This is a genomic window from Proteus sp. G2300, assembly GCF_009915965.1.
GTDB classification, from domain to species: domain Bacteria; phylum Pseudomonadota; class Gammaproteobacteria; order Enterobacterales; family Enterobacteriaceae; genus Proteus; species Proteus vulgaris.
Genome location: NZ_JAABNK010000014.1, coordinates 310,357 through 334,663 on the forward strand (window position 1 = coordinate 310,357; position 24,307 = coordinate 334,663).

The 24,307-nt window shown below is 35.7% G+C and carries 23 protein-coding genes; 15 read left to right on the top strand and 8 right to left on the bottom strand.

Annotation, left to right across the window (positions count from 1 at the left end):
* Positions 1-56: 56 nt before the first annotated feature.
* Complete coding sequence (locus GWI97_RS09125; protein ID WP_226905381.1) at positions 57-932, bottom strand: T3SS regulon anti-activator ExsD domain-containing protein; 876 nt, start codon at positions 930-932, stop codon at positions 57-59.
* An 84-nt stretch (positions 933-1,016) separates the two neighbouring features.
* Positions 1,017-1,853 (bottom strand): helix-turn-helix transcriptional regulator, encoded by an 837-nt coding sequence (locus GWI97_RS09130; RefSeq protein ID WP_087803224.1) that lies wholly within the window; start codon positions 1,851-1,853, stop codon positions 1,017-1,019.
* 1,174 nt (positions 1,854-3,027) lie between these two features.
* On the opposite strand from GWI97_RS09130, the gene GWI97_RS09135 reads away from it, so the two are divergent.
* On the top strand, positions 3,028-3,543 hold the full coding sequence (locus tag GWI97_RS09135; RefSeq protein ID WP_224215365.1) for a bactofilin family protein: 516 nt from the start codon (positions 3,028-3,030) through the stop codon (positions 3,541-3,543).
* A gap of 82 nt (positions 3,544-3,625) precedes the next feature.
* Positions 3,626-4,171, top strand: a complete 546-nt coding sequence (locus GWI97_RS09140; RefSeq protein ID WP_161751913.1) for a GNAT family N-acetyltransferase — start codon at positions 3,626-3,628, stop codon at positions 4,169-4,171.
* On the opposite strand, the gene GWI97_RS09145 is transcribed toward GWI97_RS09140, so the two are convergent.
* Entirely contained in the window at positions 4,161-4,511 is a 351-nt protein-coding gene (locus GWI97_RS09145; RefSeq protein WP_036934879.1) for a nitrous oxide-stimulated promoter family protein, read from the bottom strand. The genes GWI97_RS09140 and GWI97_RS09145 overlap by 11 nt on opposite strands.
* A gap of 179 nt (positions 4,512-4,690) precedes the next feature.
* Here GWI97_RS09145 and GWI97_RS09150 point away from each other — a divergent pair, with 179 nt between their 5' ends.
* Entirely contained in the window at positions 4,691-4,936 is a 246-nt protein-coding gene (locus tag GWI97_RS09150; protein ID WP_036934877.1) for a DinI-like family protein, read from the top strand.
* 132 nt (positions 4,937-5,068) lie between these two features.
* Here GWI97_RS09150 and GWI97_RS09155 read toward each other — a convergent pair whose 3' ends face one another.
* Positions 5,069-5,308, bottom strand: a complete 240-nt coding sequence (locus tag GWI97_RS09155) for a YecH family metal-binding protein (RefSeq protein WP_023581559.1) — start codon at positions 5,306-5,308, stop codon at positions 5,069-5,071.
* 111 nt (positions 5,309-5,419) lie between these two features.
* Positions 5,420-5,635, bottom strand: coding sequence for a DUF465 domain-containing protein (locus GWI97_RS09160; protein ID WP_006533649.1), 216 nt, complete (start codon positions 5,633-5,635; stop codon positions 5,420-5,422).
* 265 nt (positions 5,636-5,900) lie between these two features.
* Here GWI97_RS09160 and eco point away from each other — a divergent pair, with 265 nt between their 5' ends.
* Positions 5,901-6,380 (top strand): serine protease inhibitor ecotin, encoded by a 480-nt coding sequence (eco, locus tag GWI97_RS09165; protein WP_036934875.1) that lies wholly within the window; start codon positions 5,901-5,903, stop codon positions 6,378-6,380.
* 78 nt (positions 6,381-6,458) lie between these two features.
* On the opposite strand, the gene GWI97_RS09170 is transcribed toward eco, so the two are convergent.
* Positions 6,459-6,896, bottom strand: a complete 438-nt coding sequence (locus GWI97_RS09170) for a universal stress protein (RefSeq protein WP_036934874.1) — start codon at positions 6,894-6,896, stop codon at positions 6,459-6,461.
* A 536-nt stretch (positions 6,897-7,432) separates the two neighbouring features.
* Between GWI97_RS09170 and GWI97_RS09175 the strand changes: the two genes are divergently transcribed.
* Positions 7,433-8,347, top strand: a complete 915-nt coding sequence (locus GWI97_RS09175) for a cation diffusion facilitator family transporter (protein WP_036934873.1) — start codon at positions 7,433-7,435, stop codon at positions 8,345-8,347.
* A gap of 82 nt (positions 8,348-8,429) precedes the next feature.
* Here GWI97_RS09175 and ghrB read toward each other — a convergent pair whose 3' ends face one another.
* Positions 8,430-9,389, bottom strand: coding sequence for a glyoxylate/hydroxypyruvate reductase GhrB (ghrB, locus tag GWI97_RS09180; RefSeq protein ID WP_036934871.1), 960 nt, complete (start codon positions 9,387-9,389; stop codon positions 8,430-8,432).
* A gap of 567 nt (positions 9,390-9,956) precedes the next feature.
* Here ghrB and galE point away from each other — a divergent pair.
* From galE to GWI97_RS09230, 10 genes are all read left to right on the top strand, one after another.
* A complete protein-coding gene (gene galE, locus GWI97_RS09185; protein ID WP_087803232.1) occupies positions 9,957-10,973 on the top strand; it encodes a UDP-glucose 4-epimerase GalE in 1,017 nt (338 codons plus the stop codon).
* A 45-nt stretch (positions 10,974-11,018) separates the two neighbouring features.
* Complete coding sequence (locus GWI97_RS09190) at positions 11,019-12,074, top strand: UDP-glucose--hexose-1-phosphate uridylyltransferase (RefSeq protein ID WP_036934867.1); 1,056 nt, start codon at positions 11,019-11,021, stop codon at positions 12,072-12,074.
* Between the two features lie 131 nt (positions 12,075-12,205).
* Positions 12,206-13,366: a galactokinase gene (galK, locus tag GWI97_RS09195; protein WP_036934865.1), complete on the top strand. Its 1,161-nt coding sequence runs from the start codon at positions 12,206-12,208 to the stop codon at positions 13,364-13,366.
* The gene (galM, locus tag GWI97_RS09200) at positions 13,366-14,436 is read left to right on the top strand and encodes a galactose-1-epimerase (protein WP_036934863.1); all 1,071 of its coding nucleotides are present in this window, start codon (positions 13,366-13,368) and stop codon (positions 14,434-14,436) included. The genes galK and galM overlap by 1 nt, the downstream gene beginning before the upstream one ends.
* Positions 14,437-14,617: 181 nt before the next feature.
* Complete coding sequence (locus tag GWI97_RS09205) at positions 14,618-15,628, top strand: substrate-binding domain-containing protein (RefSeq protein WP_036938880.1); 1,011 nt, start codon at positions 14,618-14,620, stop codon at positions 15,626-15,628.
* Between the two features lie 328 nt (positions 15,629-15,956).
* The gene (locus GWI97_RS09210) at positions 15,957-17,591 is read left to right on the top strand and encodes a sodium/sugar symporter (protein ID WP_087803236.1); all 1,635 of its coding nucleotides are present in this window, start codon (positions 15,957-15,959) and stop codon (positions 17,589-17,591) included.
* A 256-nt stretch (positions 17,592-17,847) separates the two neighbouring features.
* Entirely contained in the window at positions 17,848-19,887 is a 2,040-nt protein-coding gene (locus GWI97_RS09215) for an IreA family TonB-dependent siderophore receptor (protein ID WP_036934859.1), read from the top strand.
* A 116-nt stretch (positions 19,888-20,003) separates the two neighbouring features.
* A complete protein-coding gene (locus tag GWI97_RS09220; RefSeq protein ID WP_036934857.1) occupies positions 20,004-20,855 on the top strand; it encodes an alpha/beta hydrolase in 852 nt (283 codons plus the stop codon).
* A gap of 399 nt (positions 20,856-21,254) precedes the next feature.
* Complete coding sequence (locus GWI97_RS09225) at positions 21,255-22,421, top strand: MFS transporter (RefSeq protein ID WP_036934856.1); 1,167 nt, start codon at positions 21,255-21,257, stop codon at positions 22,419-22,421.
* 203 nt (positions 22,422-22,624) lie between these two features.
* Complete coding sequence (locus GWI97_RS09230) at positions 22,625-23,212, top strand: DUF1287 domain-containing protein (protein WP_373364688.1); 588 nt, start codon at positions 22,625-22,627, stop codon at positions 23,210-23,212.
* A gap of 476 nt (positions 23,213-23,688) precedes the next feature.
* Here the strand turns inward: GWI97_RS09230 and GWI97_RS09235 are convergent, their stop codons facing one another.
* Positions 23,689-24,072, bottom strand: a complete 384-nt coding sequence (locus GWI97_RS09235) for a YkgJ family cysteine cluster protein (protein ID WP_161751914.1) — start codon at positions 24,070-24,072, stop codon at positions 23,689-23,691.
* Positions 24,073-24,307: the final 235 nt, after the last annotated feature.

Genomic DNA, 24,307 nt, shown 5'->3' on the forward strand with positions numbered 1-24,307 from the left:
ATTAAAAGTTAACATCAGCTCTTCTCTTTTTATTGAGAGAAGAGCTGATACTTTACTTATTGCCATAAAAAATTATCGTTCTTTAAACAAAGTTCTCTTTCTAACAGCCAATCTTTTAAAATTTGACAATTTTCCGGATGTTCGGGAATACTATTTAAGATATCCCATAACGGTTTTATTAATTCAGAAGATGGCGTTACATTTTTGATGTAATTTAAAGTATTATTAATTTCAACATTAAAGATAGGTTCATTATTCCAATGATTAATGAGCAACTGAATATCTTTTTGCAATAAGTCATTAATAACAATTAATCTGACTTTATCAGCATCAAGTTTAATATTAATATCATCTAAAGATAAAAAAGAATCACTTTTATTTGATAGTTGTTTTTCTTCAAATGATTTAATGTTTTCACACTGTTTAATTTGAAGTTCAAGTTCTCTTTTGGTGTTATAAAGTATAAAAAGCTGAGGGGTAATATGTTGAACCCACCAAATAAAAAGAGGCTTTATTACGGCTTGAATTAAACGCATATGTTCATTGATATTGACGGTAGCCTTTAATGATTTATCCCAATCTGTTGGCGTTATCGTAGAAGGTGATTTCTCTGCATGAAAAGAACGTGCAAAACTGATAATGTCACGTATTTCTTCTTTAGATATGGCCACGAAACAGTATTTCTTTCGTAAAAACCAAGTGGACTGTAATAAACTGTCTAAGCTTTCACGGCATAAAATACGAGATAATATCTTTATTTGTTGTTCGTTAATATCATATGCGGTAACGATTTTCCCATTAGAATGTAAAGAAAACTGTAGGCTAAACAATCTATCTACAGTTTTCTTATCGTTGGTTACCATTATTTTTTTTAGCAATGCTAAATAGTTATAATAATGGGGTTGGATACTATATGTATTTTCTTTTATCACGATATACAACTCACTCATAAGAATAAATTTCAAGTATTCTAACTATGAATGACTTTTGGATATTATGATATTCGGTCGGTTTTTTTATAATTTTGATCTGAGATTTCTTGCTTTACTTGGCGTCATATTAAAACGACGGTGGTAACTTTGTGTAAAGTAAGATTGACTTGAAAAGCCAGATTCCATTGAAATATCAACAATACTCATTTCAGTTGTCAATAGCAGTTGGTGTGCATAAATAATTCGTCTTTCACAGATCCATGTTCTTGGTGAGGTGCCATAAACATGGCTAAAAAGCTCTTTAAAAGTTGTTAACCCCATCCCAAATTCACGAGCAAATTGCTTTAATTTCCAATTTTTTAAATGATTTTTTTCCATAAAAATCTTTAAGCGATCAACTTGGCGATGACTAAGTTGGCGCAATAATGCCATTAAATCTGAACCTTGTTCAGTTGAAAGCAATAAAATCAAAAGCTCTTCAATACGTAATTGTGTGAATGTTTCAGGACAAGACTGGAGAATAAGATATTCAAAGCCATTACTACAAAATTGAATAAGAGGTGAGTTTTGAAATAGAATAAAAGCACTAGTAAATTCCTCATCTCTGTCTATTTGGCACAGGATATCATTGTACTTAGACATGAAGTTTCTTAAGAAATCATCAGAAAGTGGGATATAGATAATATCTGTAGGTTCTACACCTTGTGTTTTTATTGTATAGTTACCTTGTTGCAGAAAAAGAACTTGATCTTCAATAGCTGTCACTGTATCAGTGCAGTTTTGTAATATAAGTGTGTTTTTTCGAATAAGAAAGAGGGCTTTTTGTTCATTTTCTAATACTTGATATTGTGGATAAAGATAAGATTTTTTTTGAATAGCACAATCATATTGCTCGGTTTTGTTACATTGTATTGTATTCATTTTTCGCCCAAAATATATTATATAAGTATCACTGTATTTTTATAAAGATAAATATAAGAGTATTTATAAAAACACTTCTTTATTATTGAGTGCTATTAAAAATAAAAAAGAGACTATTTTCTTTAATTTGATGTGGTTTTTTTTTAGATATTAGACATTGCATTTTGTTTTTCTAATTTAAGATAAGTAATTTTGTTAATTTAATGGCATTTATTATGAATTGCAAAAAAAATTTAAATTAGATAAAAATTTTATTATAGACAATAAAAAAGAGTAAGTATATTTGTGTAATTAATAATTTACATTTTATCTTAATTTTATTAAAACTTATATATAACATATACTTAAACACATCTCCTTTCCTTTACAGTGTAAATCAGTAATAGATGTATTTAAGGTGAAAGAATGAATGTTATTTCTTTATTGTGATGTTTGTGATTTTTTAGTGTTATTTTTTATTAAACAATCAGAATGAAAGATAAATATAAAGAAGATTAAGTGAAGGATGAAAAATAATTTCACTAGTGATATTTGCTTATAAAAATCATTGTTAATAATATTGAAACAATGTTAAAATAACTAAATTAACATCTTGTAACAAAAAAACAACCTTGTGAGTTGTTGCTTCTACTTTTTGATTTTTATTGTAATAGAGAGCTCTTATTTATCCATCAAAAATAAATTATTTTATGAATAGAAGGTCAATACTTTTAAGTAAAAATGTATGAAAACTGAAGACCTGTGAAAAATGTTAATTTCTAATAAAAACATCCATATAAATTAGATGTTTAAATTTTACAAATCATTGACATCAATCCTGAATTATAAAATGAATAATCTTATCATTTTATTTAATTAAATATTATTTCTCCTAAGGCGCAAATCAACAAACTAAAAGGTAATAATAGGCTTATTACTAGCATTATGCTTGTCATCCATTTATTAGAATGGTGAATGCATAAGTGTATTCATTGTCAGGGAGGTAAGAATATAGCTCATTATGGAGAATAAGCGAACACTGCGAAATATTATATTTAGCGGGATATGGATAATGTGGACTCTTGCATTAATAGCCTTTTGGCGCTCTAAGATGGCTGGCGAGTTTTTGATTATCCTTATCCTAATTTTTAGTATTATTATTTATTCTATGACGTTGAGGTTAAAGAAAGTTGCTATGTTTAGTCGTAAAACTGAAACACCAAAAACTGCAGAACCTGTTGCACCAGTAATAACAGAAGAGAAAAAACCGATGCCAGAGCAAAAGTTGTACACTATTATTGCGAAAGGAACGGTATTTCAAGGCGATATTAATGTTGAAGGTGACATCCAAATTTGGGGTAAAGTATCAGGAAATATTAATGTCAAAGATGGCGTTATCCGTGTTATGCATGCCGGGCAAGTAGAAGGTGAATTAACAGCGCCAGATATTATTATTGACGGTTTTGTAAAAGGCATTTGTGCAGCAAATAATCTAGATATATTAGAACACGGTGAGCTACGAGGTACTAGCCGTTGTGGAAGTATGTCTATTAAACGTGGCGGTATTTTCACTGGACAATCAGAGCAAGTTGAACATCAAGCTAAATCGGTGGCTCAACAACGCGTTGTTTCAATAAAAGAAAGCGCTAACACAAATAAAGATAAAGTAACTGCTCCAGTAGAAAATCTACAAAAAGAAAACAAAAAATAAAGTTATTATTTTTCTTTTTATTGTTCGTTTATTATTCTATTTTATCGTTATGGTTTTAGTTTTATATGAATAGAGAATAACGATGAATTTAGAGACTCCCAGACTACATCTAAGAGAATGGCGTGAAAGTGATAAAGCGCCATTTTTTTCTGAAATTAACTCTTCTTCTGAAGTAATGCGCTATTTCCCACGTATATTATCTCAATCAGAAAGTGATAATATGGTTGAGACTATCCGTGAAAAATTTATTCAGCAAAATGGTTGGGGAATGTGGGCTGTTGAATTAAAAGAGACACAAGAGTTTATTGGTTTTGTAGGACTAAATATTCCAATAGCATCTTTGCCTTTTAGCCCTTGTGTAGAAATAGGTTGGCGTCTTGCGAAAAAGTATTGGCGTAAGGGATATACCTATGAAGCTGCTTTAGCGGTATTTAAATTTGCGTTTGAGACGCTGAGATTAGAGGAGGTTGTTGCTTTTACCGCCGTTTTGAATCTCCCTTCTCAAGGAGTGATGCAAAAATTAGGTATGCATCAATCTGATAACTTCTTTCATCCTGAATTAGATCAAACCCACCCTTTAGCTGAACATGTTTTATATCGATTGAAAAAATCTGATTTCACTTTTTAGTTGAACGAATAGTGCGTTTTTTTTCAGGAAGTGGAGGCACAGGCTTTTTATCATCAATAAGATGACGTATTGCTAAAATTGGGTGATAAATTAACATCCTAGGGCCAGCCCAACGCATGATTTGTTTCATTGCTTCTCTTTTTATGGGTTGATAACAATGGATAGGGCACTGTTTACAGGCTGGTTTATCTTCACCATAACGACATTTATCTAATCGGTTATAGGCGTAATCGACTAATTTTTGATAGTAATCAGGAGTGGCCTCAGGGTGTGAATTGGCATAAAGAGAAACCATCTTTTGAATGGTTTTTTTCTCACGATATATTCTTTTACCTGACATATTCTTCTCTCTTAGCAATAAGTTGCATTTATTATACATCTTACCATTAAGCTGATAGAGACGCTAAAATATTATTTAATGCGTGATCATAAAAAATTTTGTCAAAAAGCCTTTTCTTTTTTCTTAGAATATAATACTGTATTTATATACAGTCTATTTGCCTTTAAATGGTGAAACCAATGCGTGTGGAAATTTTATTTAATAAACAATCTAAGATAACTGACTCATTATTTCCGCTCTTAGAACACGAACTGAGAAAAAAGATCATTCCAGAATATCCAGATATGCAGTTTCGTATTGCCTTTAGTAGCATGAACTCAATTCAAGTCACAGGCATAAAAGATGAAACTAAGCATGAACATATTATGGAACTTATTCAAAGTGTTTGGGAAGATGATGGTTGGTTGCAAACAGACGATGAATAAAGTGCAGCAAAAATTTAGTAAATAAAGTAATTACGATTGTCAGAATGAATTGGCTTTTTACTTGTTTATATAAAAAGCCAATGACATAGAAAAGGAAATCACTGGCAATCGGGTTTTAAAACTGTATATCTATCAATGATGACAAATCTTATTTTCACTCGTTGTAAATCCACCCTCTGCTGGAATAAATTTACCTTTCCTTTCTAAGAAATCAACTAATTCAGTCGCTGTCATATTTTCAGCTGAGCACGTATGAAAACGTGAGTCATTGCCGAATTGTTTATGGATAGCATCAATTAGCGATGTTTTAGTAAATGCAGTCTCTGAAGAAAGGATCATTTGTAAAACTTCATGACCATGTATTGATGACATATTGAGTACCCTAAAAAATAAAAGATACATTAATTATGCATCTTTATGAGAGGGTATCTTTGTTTTTAATCATAAAAAGCGATGACATTATATCATCGCTTAAAAAGAGCCTTATTTTTCACTTCGCTGAAGTATTTTTTGCATTTCATCTTTAAGGTGAAGCTTTTCTTTTTTTAGTTTGGCAACTTCGTCGTTATAGCCAGCTCCGTTTGGACCTTCTAGTTTAGCAATTTCTTGATCGAGTCGATGATGTTTATCGTAGAGAGCTTCAAAGCGGGGATCACTATTTCTTAATTGAGAAACAAGGGATTGTTGATCTGAGAACATATAACCTCCTATGAAAAGAAATTGGGTCTCTATTTCAGTATAATCATAGATTGGTTATCTGCATGGTAGAGCATCACAAATTTACATTTCATGAAAAAACGTGATTTTTCTTTTTAAAACATTCAGAATTATCCACTCATAGTATTATTTACTAAGATGTTAGCATTCAAACACTAAAAATATTAGTATTCGGATAACGAGTAATATAAAACATCTGAATAATTTTGTTAACGGCGAAGTGTTCGCTGTAAATATGGAGAGAGTGATGAACAAAGTAATATTATCTTTAGTAGCCGCAATGTCTTTATCTGCGTGTGCACAAGCTACCGACAGTTTAGATAAAGTTGCACCTTATCCTAAGGCTCAAGAAAATCAAGTTCGTCATGTTATCGAGTTAGAGAAAAAAGATAATGAAAGCAATTATCAAGTTGAGCTAATTGTTGGTAAAGAGCAAAAAGTAGATTGTAACCATCAGTGGTTTGGTGCTGAGCTTGATGAAAAGAATTTAGAAGGTTGGGGCTATAGTTATTATGTTGTGGGAGATTTAAATGGCCCAATGTCTACCATGATGGGATGTCCAGATAATACGAAAAAAGAGGCTTTTGTACAGGCTAATTTAGGTTCTGATGCCTTTATTCGTTATAACAGCAAATTACCTATAGTCGTTTATGCGCCGAAAGATGTTGATGTGAAATACCGTGTTTGGTCTGCTGCTGATACTATTCAAAATTCAGTTAAAAAATAACGGTCTGTATATTTAGGTCATTAAAAAGCCCTTTGTTGTTAAGACTAAGGGCTTTGTTGTTATTTAAGCTAATAAAGATTAACGGATAACTAAAACTGACATTTTTGCATGGCGCACAATAGATGACGCAGTTGAGCCCAATAAGTAAGAGGAAACATTAGGTCGATGCGAAGCAATAGCGATTAAATCAGCATCAATGTGACGGGCATATTCTAAAATTTCATCTTTTGCATTACCGACACCCACATTACATACAATTTGTTCATCTGGAATTTTTGCATCTTTAATCATTTCTTGTAGTGCTACAAAAGCAAGGCGAGTGCGTTCAGATGAATCTTTGAATTTTTCAGGAATAGCCGCAAACTCAATACCAAAGAAAAGTTCAGCGTTAGGGATAACGGTGAGGAAGTGGATCTCTGGTTTACCCACCTTTGCAATTTGTTCAATGTGAGCGATCAGTTCCTGAGAAAGTTCATCTTCTAAAATATCAATGGGAACTAGGATTTTCTTATACATTACAAACCTCACTTAGCGTTAGTTTAAAATATTTACTATTATCGCTTAATCGTAAAAAATAGCTGTGATCTGTGTTCTAAATAAGAGTGAGAATGATTATTTACTACTTTATATTATTAATCATTAAAAAGTAAGAACAGGATGAAATAATATTAATAATATAATTAAAATAAGTTATACACTTTAACTCACTGACAGAAAAGAAATTAATAATACCGTATTAAAAAAATAAGATCCTTCTTTCTTATTAAAGATAGAAAATGCATAAAAGAATGATTATCAATTATATTATTGTTCTGTATCTATAAGATTTTATTGATAAAAATAAGAGACATAAAGAGTAAAATATGGCATATTGATAGGCAATGACATCTCAATATGATGTCTGGACAGCAATCTTAGTCCCTAAACTGGATTGTTATTCAGAGTCGTTCTTTATCCTCACCAATGAGTTATGGAACCTGAAATAACCTGTGGAACTCTATTTATCTATTATAAATAGAGTAGGCTATTTAAAACCAAATAAGATTATTATTATGACACATAATCACATTGATGATATTGAGTTGGAGCAGGCTGATAATATACAGTCTGAAAAATTCAAAGCAGCTAAAAAAAGCACGTTAGTAAGTGTTTTTGTTAATATCGTTTTATCTATTTGGCAAATTACCGTGGGCTTTTTTTCACACTCACAAGGTTTAATTGCTGATGGTATTCACTCACTTTCTGATCTTATTGCTGACTTTGTTGTTTTAATTGCCAATAAAGGCAGTCAGAAACAACCTGATGCCGATCACCCCTATGGTCATTTTCGTTATGAAAATGCGGCTTCGCTTATTCTTGGGACTATTTTATTAATTGTTGGTTTAGGTATGGTGGTTTCTGCAATCCATAAAATTTTAGATCCATCAACTATTCCTGAAGTTCATCGTGTCGCATTGTATGTCGCTTTATTAGCCTTAGCTACCAAAGAAGGGCTATTTCGTTATATGCTGAGTGTCGCGAAAAAAGTGGATTCGAATATGTTAGCCGCGAATGCTTGGCATGCGCGCTCGGATGCTGCCTCTTCACTGGTTGTTGCGATTGGTATTATTGGTAGCCTTGCTGGATTTAAATTCTTTGACCCTCTTGCTGCGCTAATCGTAGGTTTATTTGTAGGGCGTATGGGATGGCGTTTTACTTATCAAGCATTGCAAGATTTAATGGATAGAGGAGCGGATGAAGAAACACTGGAAGAAATTAAACAGATTCTTATTTCAACACCAGGTGTGCAAGGCGTGCATGATTTAAAAACGCGTCGTTCAGGGGATTACTTATTGGTTGATGTGCACCTTGAAATAAAAGGTGAACTCACTGTTAGTGAAAGTCATGACATTGTAGTCAGTGCTCGTAATAATGTTTTACAAAATAAACAGATATTAAGTGTGATGGCACATGTCGATCCAGCTTAAATGAATTTGAGAATACAATAAAAAAGGTAATGATAGATTTTCATTACCTTTTTTTGTACTTCAAAAAGAACAGCTTATTACTTTAGAAATTAACGCAGTTTACTTTTACGTTATCACACAGTGCTGCGATCAGATTATCTACCGCACATTCAGCCATAGCGTAGCGAGTCTCTTTTGTTGCAGAACCAATATGTGGAACGGCAACCACATTTTTCATAGCCAATAAAGGTGACGATGAAGATAGAGGCTCTGTTTCAAAAACGTCAAGCCCAGCGCCTGCAATCTCTTTTTGTTCTAATGCATTAATTAATGCAATTTCGTCAACGACAGCGCCTCTGCCGGCATTAATTAAATAAGCATCGGATTTCATCATTGATAATTGATTTTGACTGATTAAATGATGTGTTTCAGGTGTTAATGGTAAGGTGATACACACAAAATCAGATTGCTGTAGTAATGTATCTAAATCGCAATATTGGGCATCAAAACGATCATTAATATCAGTATATTCTGTCCGTGAGTGATAAAGAATATTCATGTTAAAACCGAAGTGTGCGCGCTGTGCTAATGCGTTACCAATTCGCCCCATTCCAATAATACCCATGGTTTTGTGATGAACATCAGTACCGTACCAGTCTGGTGTGATACTTTTAACCCATAAACCTTTTTTAATATTATCTGCGAGTTCAGGGATACGTCTTGAGACTGCGAGCACTAATGCCATCATGGTGTCGGCAACGGTATCTGTTAAAACTGTCGGTGTGTGCATTAACTTAATATTGCGCGCGGTTAATGCGTTAACATCAACATTGTCATAGCCAACCGAAACCGTTGAAACAACTTTTAAATGAGGGGCATGGTCTATAAAGTTTTTATCAATATTGCCACCAGCACCGAGTAATCCAGAAGCATTGGAAAGTGCTGAACGGAAATCATTAGAGTCTAAAGAGAGTCTGTTAAATTGTTTGATGTCAGCAAAGTTAGAGAGTTTTTTATACAGTTTTTCGGGAAGATCTTGGTAGAGCAAGACAATCGGTTTCATAATGTTCTCCATACTCGTCATACTTCAAACCTCCGCCTTGTTGACTGCGTTCACTCGCACCAGTCACATATTCATGTGTGCTTCTAGTGACTCATTCACTTGTCGCCTAGCTGTGACTTGAATTATTTAGAGTACATATTCATGGTGTTTATTAATAGTACTTATTATATGTAATTGTTGATTATTTTTTCCTAGAATTATTTAGAGGAGAGTGTTCTTCCTCCGCTTAAACATATTAGTGGCGACCTTAATAAGGTATGATAAAACGTATTGAATGTCAGTTTTATCATGCAATTAACGGATTAATTTGAATGTAATCGTTTACTTTGAATGGGTGTTGTTTTTTGTCGTAACGAGGTGGAATGTATTACGCATTTTATTAACTTGCTGTAATACAGTTCTAAACTAAGATTTTTATAAAATATAAGTGTGTGCGAAAAGAGTGTAAACGTTTACACTAAATGTCGGTTTGATCACGAAATCATTTTGTTGATCTTGTTAAACTCTGTGTCAGTGAACAGAAACCGTCTTGCGCTTTTCCTTTGGATTGAATCAAAAGAGGTGAATGTGGAAATTTTAGTGACAGGTGGTATGGGATATATCGGTAGTCATACGTGCGTACAAATGATTGATGCTGGTATGACCCCGATTATTTTAGATAATCTTAGCAATGCGAATGAAGAAGTACTTAACCGTGTTGAGGCATTAACCGGTAAACGTCCACTGTTCTATAACGGTGATATTCGTGATGATCAATTATTAGCATCAATTTTTGCTAAACATACTATTCAATCTGTTATTCATTTTGCGGGATTGAAAGCAGTCGGTGAATCTGTTCAAAAGCCGATTGAATATTATGACAACAATGTTAATGGCACATTGGTGTTAGTCCGTTGCATGCGAGATGCAGGTGTAAAAAGTCTTATTTTTAGCTCGTCAGCAACGGTTTATGGCGATCCGCAATCTGTACCTATTACAGAAGATTCACCTGTTGGTGGCACAACCAATCCTTATGGTACTAGTAAATATATGGTTGAGCGCATTTTATCTGACTTATATGTTGCTGATGAAAGCTGGTCTATCAGTTTACTACGTTACTTTAATCCTGTTGGTGCCCATCCATCAGGCACAATGGGAGAAGATCCTAAAGGTATTCCTAACAATTTAACGCCATATATTTCTCAAGTCGCTATTGGCCGTCGTGAACACGTTGCTGTGTTTGGTAATGACTACCCAACAAAAGACGGTACAGGTGTTCGTGATTATATTCATGTTATGGATCTGGCTGATGGCCACATCGCAGCATTAAATGTATTAGGCAAAAAAGCGGGTCTACATATTTATAATTTAGGAACGGGTAATGGTACGAGTGTGATTGAAATGATTGAAGCATTTCGTAAAGCCAGTGGTAAACCTATCCCTTATCAATTACAAGCTCGTCGCCCTGGTGATATTGCTGAATGTTGGTCAAGCCCCGCAAAAGCAGAGAAAGATTTGCACTGGAAAGCAATTCGTTCAATTGATGATATGGCCGCTGATGCTTGGCGTTGGCAGTTACAAAACCCAAATGGTTATCTGAAATAAAGTTTAAAGTATTCAGATAATCTTGAATAAATAAGAGAGAAGGTTATGTCAAAACTGATTTTTGATCCTGTTGAACATCCTCATCGTCGCTATAATCCGCTCACTGGTCAGTGGATTTTGGTTTCACCTCATAGAGCGAAACGACCTTGGAATGGTAAAGATGAAAAACCTCAGCTTGCGACTCTTCCCTCTTATGATCCGCATTGTTATTTGTGCCCAAACAATACGCGTGTTTCTGGTGATCAAAACCCAGATTACACCGGAACGTATGTCTTTAATAACGATCACTCTGCGTTATTACAAGATGAATATGATGTTGATCCTTCATCAAATCCTTTATTTCAAACTCAAGCAGTAAGAGGAATTAGTCGCGTTATCTGTTTTTCGCCCGACCATGGAAAAACAATACCTGAATTGCCTTTAAGTAGCTTACGTAAAATTGTTGATACTTGGGATAACCAAATAGAAGAGCTCAGTAAAGAATACCTTTGGGTTCAAGTGTTCGAGAACAAGGGGGAAACAATGGGATGTTCCCAACCCCATCCTCATGGGCAAATTTGGGCGAGTGATTTTTTACCGAATGAATTAGCGAGAAAAGATACGCATTTAAAAGCATATTTTGAAAAATATGGGCGTAATTTATTAATGGATTATGTTGATGCCGAATGTAAAGACGCAAGTCGAACGGTTGTTGAAACAGAACATTGGTTGGCAATAGTGCCTTATTGGGCTGCTTGGCCTTATGAAACAATGTTATTGCCTAAAACCCATATTCGCCGAATGAGTGAGTTAAATGGTACTCAACGCGATGATCTAGCTGTTGCAATGAAAAAATTAACCAGTCGTTATGACAACTTATTTCATTGCTCTTTCCCTTATTCAATGGGGTGGCATTTTGCACCGTCTTTTAAAGACAACAGAAATATAGACCATTGGCAATTACATGCGCTTTATTATCCGCCATTATTACGTTCAGCTACTGTGCGTAAATTTATGGTGGGATACGAAATGCTAGCGGAATCGCAAAGGGATCTAACGCCAGAACAAGCGGCAAATAATTTACGTCAATTAAGTGACATTCATTATAAAGAGCAACCTTAATGACCTTCAATATGGCAAGGTATTTTAGTTAATCTGCTTTTTGCGCACGAAATAAATTAAACCAAATATCGCATTATTTACATAATGATGTGGTGGGATTTTATTACTTAATTTTAAGCTAAGGATTTATTATGCAGGCACTTATTAATAATGTGACTCGTTCATTCACATCTATTTTTGGTTACGCGCCGACACATTTTATTCAAGCGCCAGGAAGAGTAAATCTTATTGGTGAACACACTGATTATAATGATGGATTTGTTTTACCTTGTGCGATTAATTATCAAATGATCGTTGCAGCAGCAAAACGGGAAGATAATATTATTCGTGTGATTGCAGTTGATTACCAAAATGAAGTTGATGAATTTAGTCTTGATAACACGATTGAGTTTTTACCTAATAAAATGTGGGCAAATTACGTTCGTGGTGTTATCTATTTTCTACAAAAAGATAATTATTCTTTCCATGGTATGGATATCGCAATATCGGGTAATGTCCCTCAAGGTGCAGGGTTAAGTTCCTCAGCTGCCTTAGAAGTGGCTATCGGTCAAACAATTAAAGCACTCTATCAATTGCCTATTAGTCAAAAAGAGATTGCGTTAAACGGTCAAAAAGCTGAAAACCAATTTGTTGGTTGTAACTGTGGCATTATGGATCAACTGATTTCTGCTTGTGGTGAAGAAAATCATGCTTTATTAATTGATTGCCGTTCTTTAGATACGTTCGCCGTGACAATGCCTGAAAATATGGTTGTGATGATAATCAACTCTAATAAAAAACGCGGGTTAGTGGACAGTGAATACAATACCCGTCGTCAGCAATGCGAAGAAGCGGCAAAAATTTTAAATATCAAAGCATTAAGAGATGCTACATTAGATGATCTGCTGGCTAAAAAAACATTAATGAGTGAGGTGGTTTATCGTCGAGCTCGCCATGTTATCACTGAAAATAATCGCACACAGGAGGCTGCGGAGGCATTGCGCAAGGGGGATTTAACCACATTAAGCCAATTAATGATGCAATCACATCATTCAATGCGTGATGATTTTGAAATTACTGTCAAAGAGATTGATTCATTGGTTGAAATCGTAAAATCAACGATTGGTGATCGTGGTGGTGTAAGAATGACGGGTGGTGGATTTGGCGGTTGTGTCGTAGCATTAGTGACACCTGATTTAGTTGATAAAGTTGTTGATTCGGTGAAGACACAATATGAAGCCAAAACAGGGTTGAAAGAAACTATCTATGTCTGCTCTGCAAGCCAAGGAGCGGGCTATTCGGAGGCAAAATAATGGCGATTAATGAGCTCCGCTTTCTCGAGCCAGAACAAATGACAGCACAACCCGCATCAGACGGAAAGCCTGCACAAGTAGTTGTGCTTAAAAATCGGTTTGGTATGTCGATTTCTTTAATGGATATTGGTGCGACTTGGTTAACTTGCATTGTACCGGTTAATGGATATCGTCGAGATGTGCTGTTAGGCTCGGCAGATATGAATGCCCATAAACAGCAAACTGCCTATTTAGGTGCTACTGTAGGGCGCTTTGCTAATCGTATTGCTGGTGCAAAATTTGTATTAGAAGGGCTGGAATATCAAATCAGTGCTAATGAAGGTAAAAATACCTTACATGGTGGTAAACAAAACTTTAGTCATCGTCGCTGGGAGATCACGGCACAATCGTCTCAATCGGTGACATTTTCATTGATCTCAAAGGATGGTGACCAAGGTTTTCCCGGTACACTTAAGGTCAGCGTGACTTATACACTCACCGATAATAATGAAGTGTGTATTGATTATCAGGCAATAAGCGATAAAACCACGCCACTCAGTTTAACTAATCATGCCTATTTTAACCTTGCAGGTGAACATACTGAACGCACAGCACTTGAGCACGACTTGAAAATTTGTGCGACTCATTATTTAAAAAATGGTGAAGGCAATATTCCTACGGGGGAGTTTGCGAGTGTGATAGGAACAGGGTTTGATTTTCGTAAATTAAAACGTATCGGCCTTGATTTTATGGTTGATGAGTGCCAAAAAGTGGCGAAGGGTTATGATCATGCGTTTATTTTAGATAAAAAAACTATTGACGATAAAGCACCGGTTGTAACAGTCATCGCACCTGAGGGTGAACTTAAAATGGATGTGTTTACTACACTACCTTCTGTTCAATTCTATACAGGTAACTTTTTAGTGGGTACAAGAGGAAAAAGTCGTCGTTATGGTAATTATTCAGGGCTAGCGTTAGAAACACAATACTTTCCTGATGGGCCTAATCATCCTGAATGGCATGAAAATCGAGGCATTCTATCTGCAAATACACCCTGGAATAGCCAAACTATCTATAAGTTTTATTCCTAGCAATAAAAGGAAAGTGTAAACGCTTTCCTTTTCACTATTTATTTGATCTTTTTACTTTTTAAATTTCACTTCTTCGCTGATAATCAAGCCACTTAAATTTTATTATTCCCTTTTTTCTTTGTTCTTAGATTAACAGCCCGTTATTTTTTGATTATGAATAAAGGTGACCCATGAGGTGGATATGGCGACTATCAAAGATGTAGCAAAAGAAGCGGGGGTTTCTGTTGCTACGGTATCACGAGTCATTAATAACTCGCCGAAAGCAAGTAAGGCATCAATAGAGACGGTAAATGTTGCAATGCAAAAGCTAGGTTATCGACCTAATGCTGCGGCTAGAGCATTGGTTAGCCAAAGCACACAAACTTTAGGTGTCTTAGTCCATGATGTTTCTGATCCTTTTTTTGGTACATTGGTGAAAGCAGTTGATAATGTGGCTAGACAAGCGGGAAAACATATTTTGGTGTGTAATGGCTATCATGATGCACAAGACGAACGCCAATCTATCGAGTTATTAATTAATAGTCGCTGTGATGGTTTAGTGATCCACTCTAAAGCACTCTCGGATGAAGAACTGCTTGCTTATGCTCATGAAGTCAAAAGTATGGTGTTAATTAATCGCTTTATTCCGGAGATTGCGGAACGTTGTGTTGCTTTAGATAATTACAAAGGGGCATGGATGGCGACAGAGCACCTTATTCGCCAAGGGCATACCAAAATTGCTTACATCTCTTCTACTCATCATATTGAGGATACCACCCAACGCCTTGCAGGTTATAAGGCAGCTCTTGAAGCGAATAACATAATATTACCTGAAAGTTATATTGAGCATGGTGAACCAGAAGGGGAAGGTGGAGAGAAAGCAATGATGCACTTATTAACCAAATCTATTGATTTTACCGCTGTTGTTACTTACAACGATTTTATGGCAGCGGGTGCTTTGTCTGTTCTCGATGAAAATGAGATCCCAGTACCTGAAAAAATCTCAGTGATTGGATTTGATGACGTATTAATTGCGCGTTATATTCATCCTCGTTTAACAACTGTGCGTTATCCAGTACAAATGATGGCAGAGCAAGCCGCAACACTGGCTATCAGACTGTCTAAAGGTGAAGTTCTCGAACAAAAACAACGTATTTTTTCGCCTACTTTAGTTCAACGTAATTCGGTTTTTAATCTTAGTCACCTCTCTTAATCCCCCTTTATTTTTTATAATACAGTCGATCCTCTTCATGGGGATCATCATCACCTTAAAAGGCTATGTTTGCTTAATAAGTGTAATCGTTATCATTTTTAAAGGAGTTTTGTATTTTCCTTCAAAGGTATTTTCTTGTGAGATAAAATAGAACTAGAGATTTTAGTCTAATTCTGGTTTTACTCGTTATAGTAATCGTTTGTTTCTCTATTTTTAGACGCATTTACGTAACATAAGCAACAAAATTGTGAAGGGAGTAACGGAAAAAGGGTGTGAAAACGTTTACATTAAATGTCTATTCTCTCTATGGGTCTGAAAGGAAAATATTATGCATACAGAAGGTGTTGGATTAAGCACAATAGACTATGCAATTTTTGCCCTCTATGTCGTCATCATTATTAGTCTAGGATTATGGGTTTCTCGTTCAAAGGATGGTGAGAAAAAAGGAACAAAGGACTATTTCTTAGCAGGTAAAACTCTTCCTTGGTGGGCAATTGGTTCTTCGCTTATTGCCGCTAATATTTCAGCTGAACAGTTTATTGGTATGTCTGGCTCTGGTTTCTCCATTGGCCTAGCTATCGCCTCTTATGAGTGGATGGCCGCGCTGACATTAATAATTGTTGCTAAATATTTCTTACCAGTCTTTATCGAAAAAGGTATTTATACCATCCCTGAGTTTGTTGAGAATCGTTTTAGAAGTCGTAATTTAAAAACCATTCTTGCTGTGTTCTGGCTCGCATTATTTATCTTTGTTAACTTAACATCTGTGCTGTATTTAGGTTCATTAGCATTAGAAACCATTTTAGGTGTACCAATGATGTACGCCATTGTTGGTTTAGCGTTATTTGCCGTTATCTATTCGCTTTATGGTGGGCTTTCTGCTGTTGCGTGGACAGACGTGGTGCAAGTCTTCTTCCTTATTCTCGGTGGTTTATTTACCACAGTATTAGCCGTCAGCTATATCGGTGGCGATGGTGGGATTATGGAAGGCTTAAGCAAAATGACGCAAGCTGCACCCGATCACTTTAAAATGATCTTAGAAAAAGATAATCCGCAATTTATGAACTTACCAGGTATCGCTGTGCTAATTGGTGGTTTATGGGTTGCTAACCTCTATTACTGGGGTTTTAATCAATATATTATTCAGCGTGCTTTAGCTGCTAAATCTATCAATGAAGCACAGAAAGGGCTAGTGTTTGCTGCATTCTTAAAATTAATTGTCCCTATTCTGGTGGTTGTTCCAGGGATTGCAGCATTTGTAATTACCACTAATCCAGACTTAATGGCCGGGTTGGGTGCTATGGCGCCACAGCATATTCCAACGCTGGCACAAGCTGACAAAGCCTATCCTTGGTTAACACAGTTCTTGCCAGTAGGAGCAAAAGGTGTTGTTTTTGCAGCACTTGCAGCTGCAATAGTTTCATCTTTGGCGTCTATGCTTAACTCTATCGCGACTATTTTCACGATGGATATTTATAAAGAATATGTTGGGCCAAAAGCTTCTGAAACACGTTTAGTGAATGTGGGACGTATTAGTGCGGTTGTTGCCCTGATTATCGCTTGCTTTATTGCGCCATTATTAGGTGGTATCGATCAGGCATTCCAATATATTCAAGAATATACTGGATTAGTAAGCCCAGGTATTTTAGCGGTATTCCTATTAGGCTTATTCTGGAAAAAAACAAACGCAAAAGGTGCAATTATTGGTGTGGTCTTATCTATACCGTTTGCTTTATTCCTAAAATTAATGCCATTGGGTATGCCTTTCCTTGATCAAATGATGTACACCTTTATGTTTACTATTGTCGTGATTGGTTTAGTGAGCTTAACTTCAACGACAACGGATGACAGCGTAGGGGCGATTACTTTAACCGATAAAACCTTTAAAACACAAAGCGGATTTAACATCGCTTCCTATGCCATTATGGTCATACTCTGTGTACTTTATGCCGTGTTCTGGTAATAACAAAGTGATGATTTGTTAATTCGTTAAATCTAAAAATATCCTACAAAAGAATAAAGCAGATGGTTTATGCCATCTGCTTTTTTTATGTTTGAAATGCGCTCTAACGAGGCCTAGCGAAAATAGCCCTGATTTACTTTGATGCAGATTAAAAAAAAACACCAAATATGAAAAGAAAATCATTCTCATGAATATTTGATTAAGATAATATTAATCATTCTCATTACTATAACTGTTATTAATTCAGGGAACCACTATGAACTTTAAAATGGGTATTTTAACTGCCTGTATTTTATCTGCCTCTTACCCGCTGTATGCACAAGAAAACACAGAAGAAAAACTTGTTGTATCAGCGTCAGGGTTTGCTCAACAAATTACAGATGCACCAGCAAGTATTACCGTGATCAGCAAAGAACAACTTGCAAAGAAACCAGTTCATGATTTAGCGGATGCTGTAAAAGGTGTTGAAGGTGTTAGCATTAATGGTAATGCCAATAAACAAGAAATTACGATGCGTGGTTTGCCGGGTGAATACACGCTTATTTTAGTTGATGGTCGTCGTCAAAATAGTCGTGAGTCACGCCCGAATGGGAGTGGTGGTTATGAAGGTGGTTTTATTCCACCTGCAGATGCAATTGAACGTATAGAAGTTATCCGCGGGCCAATGTCATCACTATATGGCTCTGATGCAATGGGTGGTGTTATCAATATCATTACTAAACCAGTAACAAAAGAGTGGCATGGCTCTGTTGCACTTGGCGGTACGTTGCAACATAACCGTGACGCTGGCGATTCTATTGATGGTGATTTTTATCTTTCAGGGCCTTTAATTGAAGATAAATTAGGCTTACAACTTTACGGCAGTAGCTACTTACGTGCAGAAGATAAAATCACTTATGGTCAAGGTCGTAATGACAATAAAAACATTACGGCGAAATTGGCATTTACACCAACAGATAATCAAACCATTTTATTAGAAGCGGGTCGTAATACGTTACAGCGTACAACGACACCAGGTAAATCAATGAGTGAGTTTACCAATCGTGGTGGGCGCCTTGATAAAAATAAAATGCTAGAAACTAATAATGATCGTAATCATTGGGCATTAACTTATAAAAATCAATTTGATATTCTGCATTCTGAATTAAGTGTCTACCAAGAACAAACTAAGCGTATTCAAAAAACAGAAGCGGTTGATAAGGCAACAGGGAATAGCTATAAATATTACGAAGCTCGCCGTCCTGAAATTACCAATACTGTTTTTGATGCAAAATTTACCGCTTTTTTACCTTCAAATGTGATGACTTTTGGGGGGCAATATCAATATTCACGTTTAAAAGATGAATCGTCTCTTGGTGGAAAAGAAATAAAACAATCGACAATTACGGCTGATCAAAAAGCTTTATTCATCGAAGATGAATATAGCGTAACAGACAACCTCGCATTAACCGGTGGTGTGCGTCTTGATGATCACGAATATTACGGTAATCACTGGAGTCCAAGAGCCTATGCCGTTTATCATTTAACGGATGAATTCACATTAAAAGGGGGCGTGGCGAAAGCTTTTAAAGCGCCAAGCCTGCGTGAAATCAGTCCTGAATACGGCACGTCAACAGAAAAAGGTCGTGCGATTATGTATGGTAATCGTGACTTAAAACCGGAAACATCAGTCAGCCAAGAAATTGGTATTGGTTATGATAATGGGGATGGTGTGACTGCAAGTGTGACTTTCTTTAATACCGATTTTAAAGATAAGTTAACCAATTTCGACACTGGTGAAATAGATCCAATTACAAGTTTAAAACTCTATCAATACGATAATGTCGGTAAAGCCAATATCAAAGGGATTGAAACGGCAGTTGGTTTCCCAATTACGGAAAGCTGGCATGTCAATGCTAACTACACTTATATTGATTCAGAACGTAAAAGTGATGATGAAAAGTTAGCTTCTGGTGAGTCATTAAAAGGCTACCCGCTTGATATGACACCAAAGCACAGTGCGAATGCGCGTGTGGATTGGCAGTTTGATGAAGCGACCAGTTTTTATGCCAATACGGCTTATACGGGCAAACAAATTTGGGCAGCACAACGAAATAGCCATTCAGGGGCGCGTTATCGTAGTGGCTACACAACCTTTGATTTAGGGATGACCTACAACTTTAATAAAAATACCATGTTTAACTTTGCGGTATTAAATATTACAGATGAAACAGGTCCTGCTGTGAATGATAAAGGCGGTAACTGGGTAGTTGATGAGGGACGTCGTTATTGGGCGAACATTAAATATAGTTTCTAATTGAGCCTAAATTGAAATAAACCCCGTATTTTATATGGGGTTTATTTTTTTATCACTTACTATTATTTTCAATTTAACTGTTCACCTTTTTATATTACTGACAGAGTATCTGATTTATGCGAATACGAATGTTATGCGGAATGATTATGTTATCTGCGGTGGCTCAAGCCAGACCTAACCAAGAAGTACCTAAAATTGAACCTCAAGCACAATCTTATTATCAAATCACACAAAAAGAAGTCGCTTATGAAGGCAAACAATATCGCCTCTTTCTTGCTGTACCCAAAAATACAACAAAGACGACATTAATTTATGGTGTTGATGGTAATGCGCAATTTCCATTGATGGTTAATGTAGCCATAAAACAAAAAAATAGTCCATTACCAGCGATTATTAGCGTGGGGTATGTGGGAGATAAAGCCTATTTTATTACAGAAAGAACGCATGATTATACGCCTAGTGTAAAAGGTGAGGCATTTAGCCGAGGTGGAAATGCAGAAAATTTTTATCAGTTTATCCTAACGCAAGTCAGGCCTTATGCGCTTGAACAACTCGCGAAAGAGAATATATCAGTTACCCAGCAATCTCTCTTTGGGCACTCCTTTGGTGGTGTATTTACCCTCTATGTTCTATTTAATCATCCAGAAACTTTCCAGCGTTATATTGTAGCAAGTCCTTCTTTATGGTGGGGAAAAGGTGAGTGGGTGAGAAAAGAGCAATGGCAGGCTATTCCTGATGACATTTCCATTGCAATAACGCTAGGTGAAAAAGAAGAAAATCCAGATTTAAGCCAATTAAGTGAAGAGCAACAAAAAAATTATCAAGAGCGTAGTAGTTGGTTAACGCAACGTCAGTTATGCCAATATTTAACAGATGAGGGAAAACAGTGCGATTTTTATCTCTTTGCAGGTAAAGGCCACGGTGGTTCTATTCCTGATGCTATTAATGTTGCTTTAGAAATAAGATGAAATAAACTGAGTAACTCTTTTAATAAAAACTACCTTATCAAAGGATGATAGGGTAGTAATAAGTATTTTTACTTACCTATCATTTTCATACGTATTATTGCGTAATCATCATAATGAAAAATACCTTTTTTATAAAAATAAATATCTGAGTAAGGCTATTCCCTTTTTGTAGAAAAAGACGATAATCATGATTGGTATAAATAAAATTGTTTTCTGACATTAGTTTTTATAATTTTATTTATCATAATTTAAGCGCTATATTCGCGTCTCCTGAATTTAGGGACGCCATCCACTGTTTTCACCTTTGTTCTTTTATCTTTCCTAGATAAAAGAATTGCCCCTATCAGGCATCGAGAAAACAGCGCATTTTCAACCGTTTTGATTGTGGAGACGAGGGTAGTGAAACAGAACACTACTTTGGTACGCAAAGGCGACAGTACATTAGTACCTGTGGCTGGGTTAACGGTATTTGCTATCGCGTCAGGCTATTTAATGAGTTTAATTCCACTGTCTATGGACAGCTTTGGAATGGATACGCTCTATGCTAGCTGGTTAGCAAGTATTTATTTTATCGGATTATTAATAGGTTCAGTGATGATAGAGCCTATTATTGCAAGAATAGGGCATCGTCTTTCTTTCGTCGTGTTTTTATTATTACTGGCAGTGACTGTTGGCATATTACCTGTAATGCCTTATTTATCAGCATGGATGGTCTCTCGTTTTATTGGTGGTATGGCGGTCGCGGGTATTTTTGTTGTGGTCGAATCATGGCTGTTAATTGGCGATAATCCTAAAGAGCGGGCTAAACGTTTAGGCTTTTATATGACCTCGCTGTATGGCGGCACAACATTAGGACAGTTGGCGATTGGTGCAATTGGCACACAAGGTGCTATTCCGTTTATGGCGGTATTGGCCTTGTTATTAATTGCGGTATTACCGCCTCTGTTTTTTAAACAAGGGCAACCCCAAGGGCATGACCATAAAAGTTTGTCACTTAAACAAATGCGTCGTTTAAATAAAGCCGCTTTGGTGGGCTGTATGGTATCTGGCGTGGTGATGGGCAGTATTTATGGAATGATGCCACTAGCCTTAAATCAAGGTCAATTTACCACAGACCAAATAGGTGTGTTGATGGCGGCTATTATTTTAGGTGGAATGGTGGTTCAGCCTATTATTAGCAAGTTGTCTGTGGTAATTAGTAAAACGCTGTTATTAGCGATGATGTGTTTAGTGGGTGTGTTTGCCATGGGACTGACTTATCTCTCTAACGATTATATGGTGCTTATTGTTGCACTGGCGTTATTGGGGATGTCTTCTTTTGCACTTTATCCTATCGCTATTACTTTGGCATGTGATCATGTTAATGCGAGCTATATTGTCGCCATTACACAAGTCATGCTATTAAGTTATAGCATTGGCTCTGCCATTGGGCCTTTAGGTGCGGGTATTTTTATGGCACAGGCCAATAATGGCATTATGAATTTCTTCTTTGTTGTGTTACTGGTGACGGCGATTTATATGCTTTTTGCCAGTTTACGACGTAAAAGCCATATTGTGTTGAACTAACTATTTCTCTTACTTTGATCTCTTTCTTTTTCATTTTATTATCAGCCGAGCTTACCGTAAAAGGGAGCTCGGTTTTTTTATGTTATATTCAAAAATGAATTAAGACTCCACTTATATTTTTGTACTGCGTTTTATCAGTATAAACAGATCACTCAATTCCTTTTTTAAAGATAATGGATTTAACTTTTCATGGAGATCACAGAATGAAAATAATGAAACCTAGTTTTTTATTCTTATTGCTTATGCCCTTTTCAACTGTTCAAGCCATAACGGCAGAGCAAAGTAAAAAGCTGGTGGAATATGCTGCTGATTTACCAAGAGCCGTATTTTACGACTCAAATTATCGCAAAATAGATTATCCAAATGGTGATGTTCCTGCTTATAAAGGGGTTTGTAGCGATGTCATTATTCGTAGTTATCGTGGGATTGATATCGATTTACAAAAATTACTGCATGAAGATATTAAAGCCAACTTTTCAGCCTACCCAAGTAAACAGATATGGGGGTTGAATCAACCAGATACAAATATTGATCATCGTAGAGTGCCTAATTTGGAAGTTTTTTTCTCACGAAAAGGCAAAGTAAAGCCTATTACCAAAAATGCAGAAGATTATGTGCCTGGTGATATTGTTAGTTGGCGTTTAGACAATGGTCGGCCTCATATTGGTATCGTGGTAAATGAAAAAAGTTGGGATAACCAACGCTATCTTATCATGCACAATATTGGTTTTGGGCAGGTCGCTGAAGATGTTTTATTTTCATGGAAAATAACAGGGCATTTTACCTATTAAATATAGGTATTCGAGAGAATTGAAACATTTAGTTTTTATAAAAATAGCATAAAAATAAAAAAGTAATATTAAAGGAAAGATTGAAGCGATAAATTAAATAATGCCCATACCTATTTTTATATAAAGCATGGGCACTATTTCTGGGGAAGAATATTTTCATCAGAAATATTCATGATTATTCCTCTAAGCCACCGAGTAACATACTAACGACAGCAGTAGAACAGATAAAAGAAAGGAAAAGGATAAAAAAAGAGCTACCGATCATAATGCCCTCCAAATCTATTACTATTTTTAAATAAAAAACCTCACAAAAGACACGTTATTAATTCATTGCCTTATATACTAGGTGATTTTAAAATAAAGTCAAACTAACATATTATTTAATAATGATTTTTTGTTTTGTGATTTCATATTTTATGAAATAAGTATGTTGGATATGATTAAATGATCAGGAGGGGCTTAACCCCTCTGATGTCTTACGCGGTGTGAGGCAAAGTAGTGTGAGTTAGTGGAGGTAAACCATAAGCTGCGCGAGCGCGATCACAAGCCTCATTAGGAACACCATTTACCCAAGATTGTTCAAACTCACGGCAAGGAGAAGGGCGTTGTTCATAGATAGAACAGCTTACACACTCACCAACCTCACCAAGAAGCTTATCACAACGTGGTTTTTTAGAATTAGTTCCTTTCATACAAGAGAGAAAAGGAGTTAATGATTCTGTTAACTCATCTGGAACCACACCACCTCCACTCACCATTTCAGCCCAATAGAACGAAACTCTAAAATAGGCGCAACATGCACCACAGTGCATACAGGGATTGTCCTGCATATAAACAAAATCGTTAGAATGATTACTCATACCTGATACCATTTTATCTGACGTTGAAATGACAATAGGCACGTTTTAAGGGTGCTGTAATTTAAGAGAGGCAAAATAAAGGTAGAGAAACAATGCTTCTCTTAGAACAATCATTATGCGCTGAATGAAAAATATTTTTCAAGAGAAATATTTCTGTATATAGAATATATTTATTTCAAAATAGAGCATTGTTTTGTAAAAAATAATCTCAGTGGACTATATGACTTAATGGTAA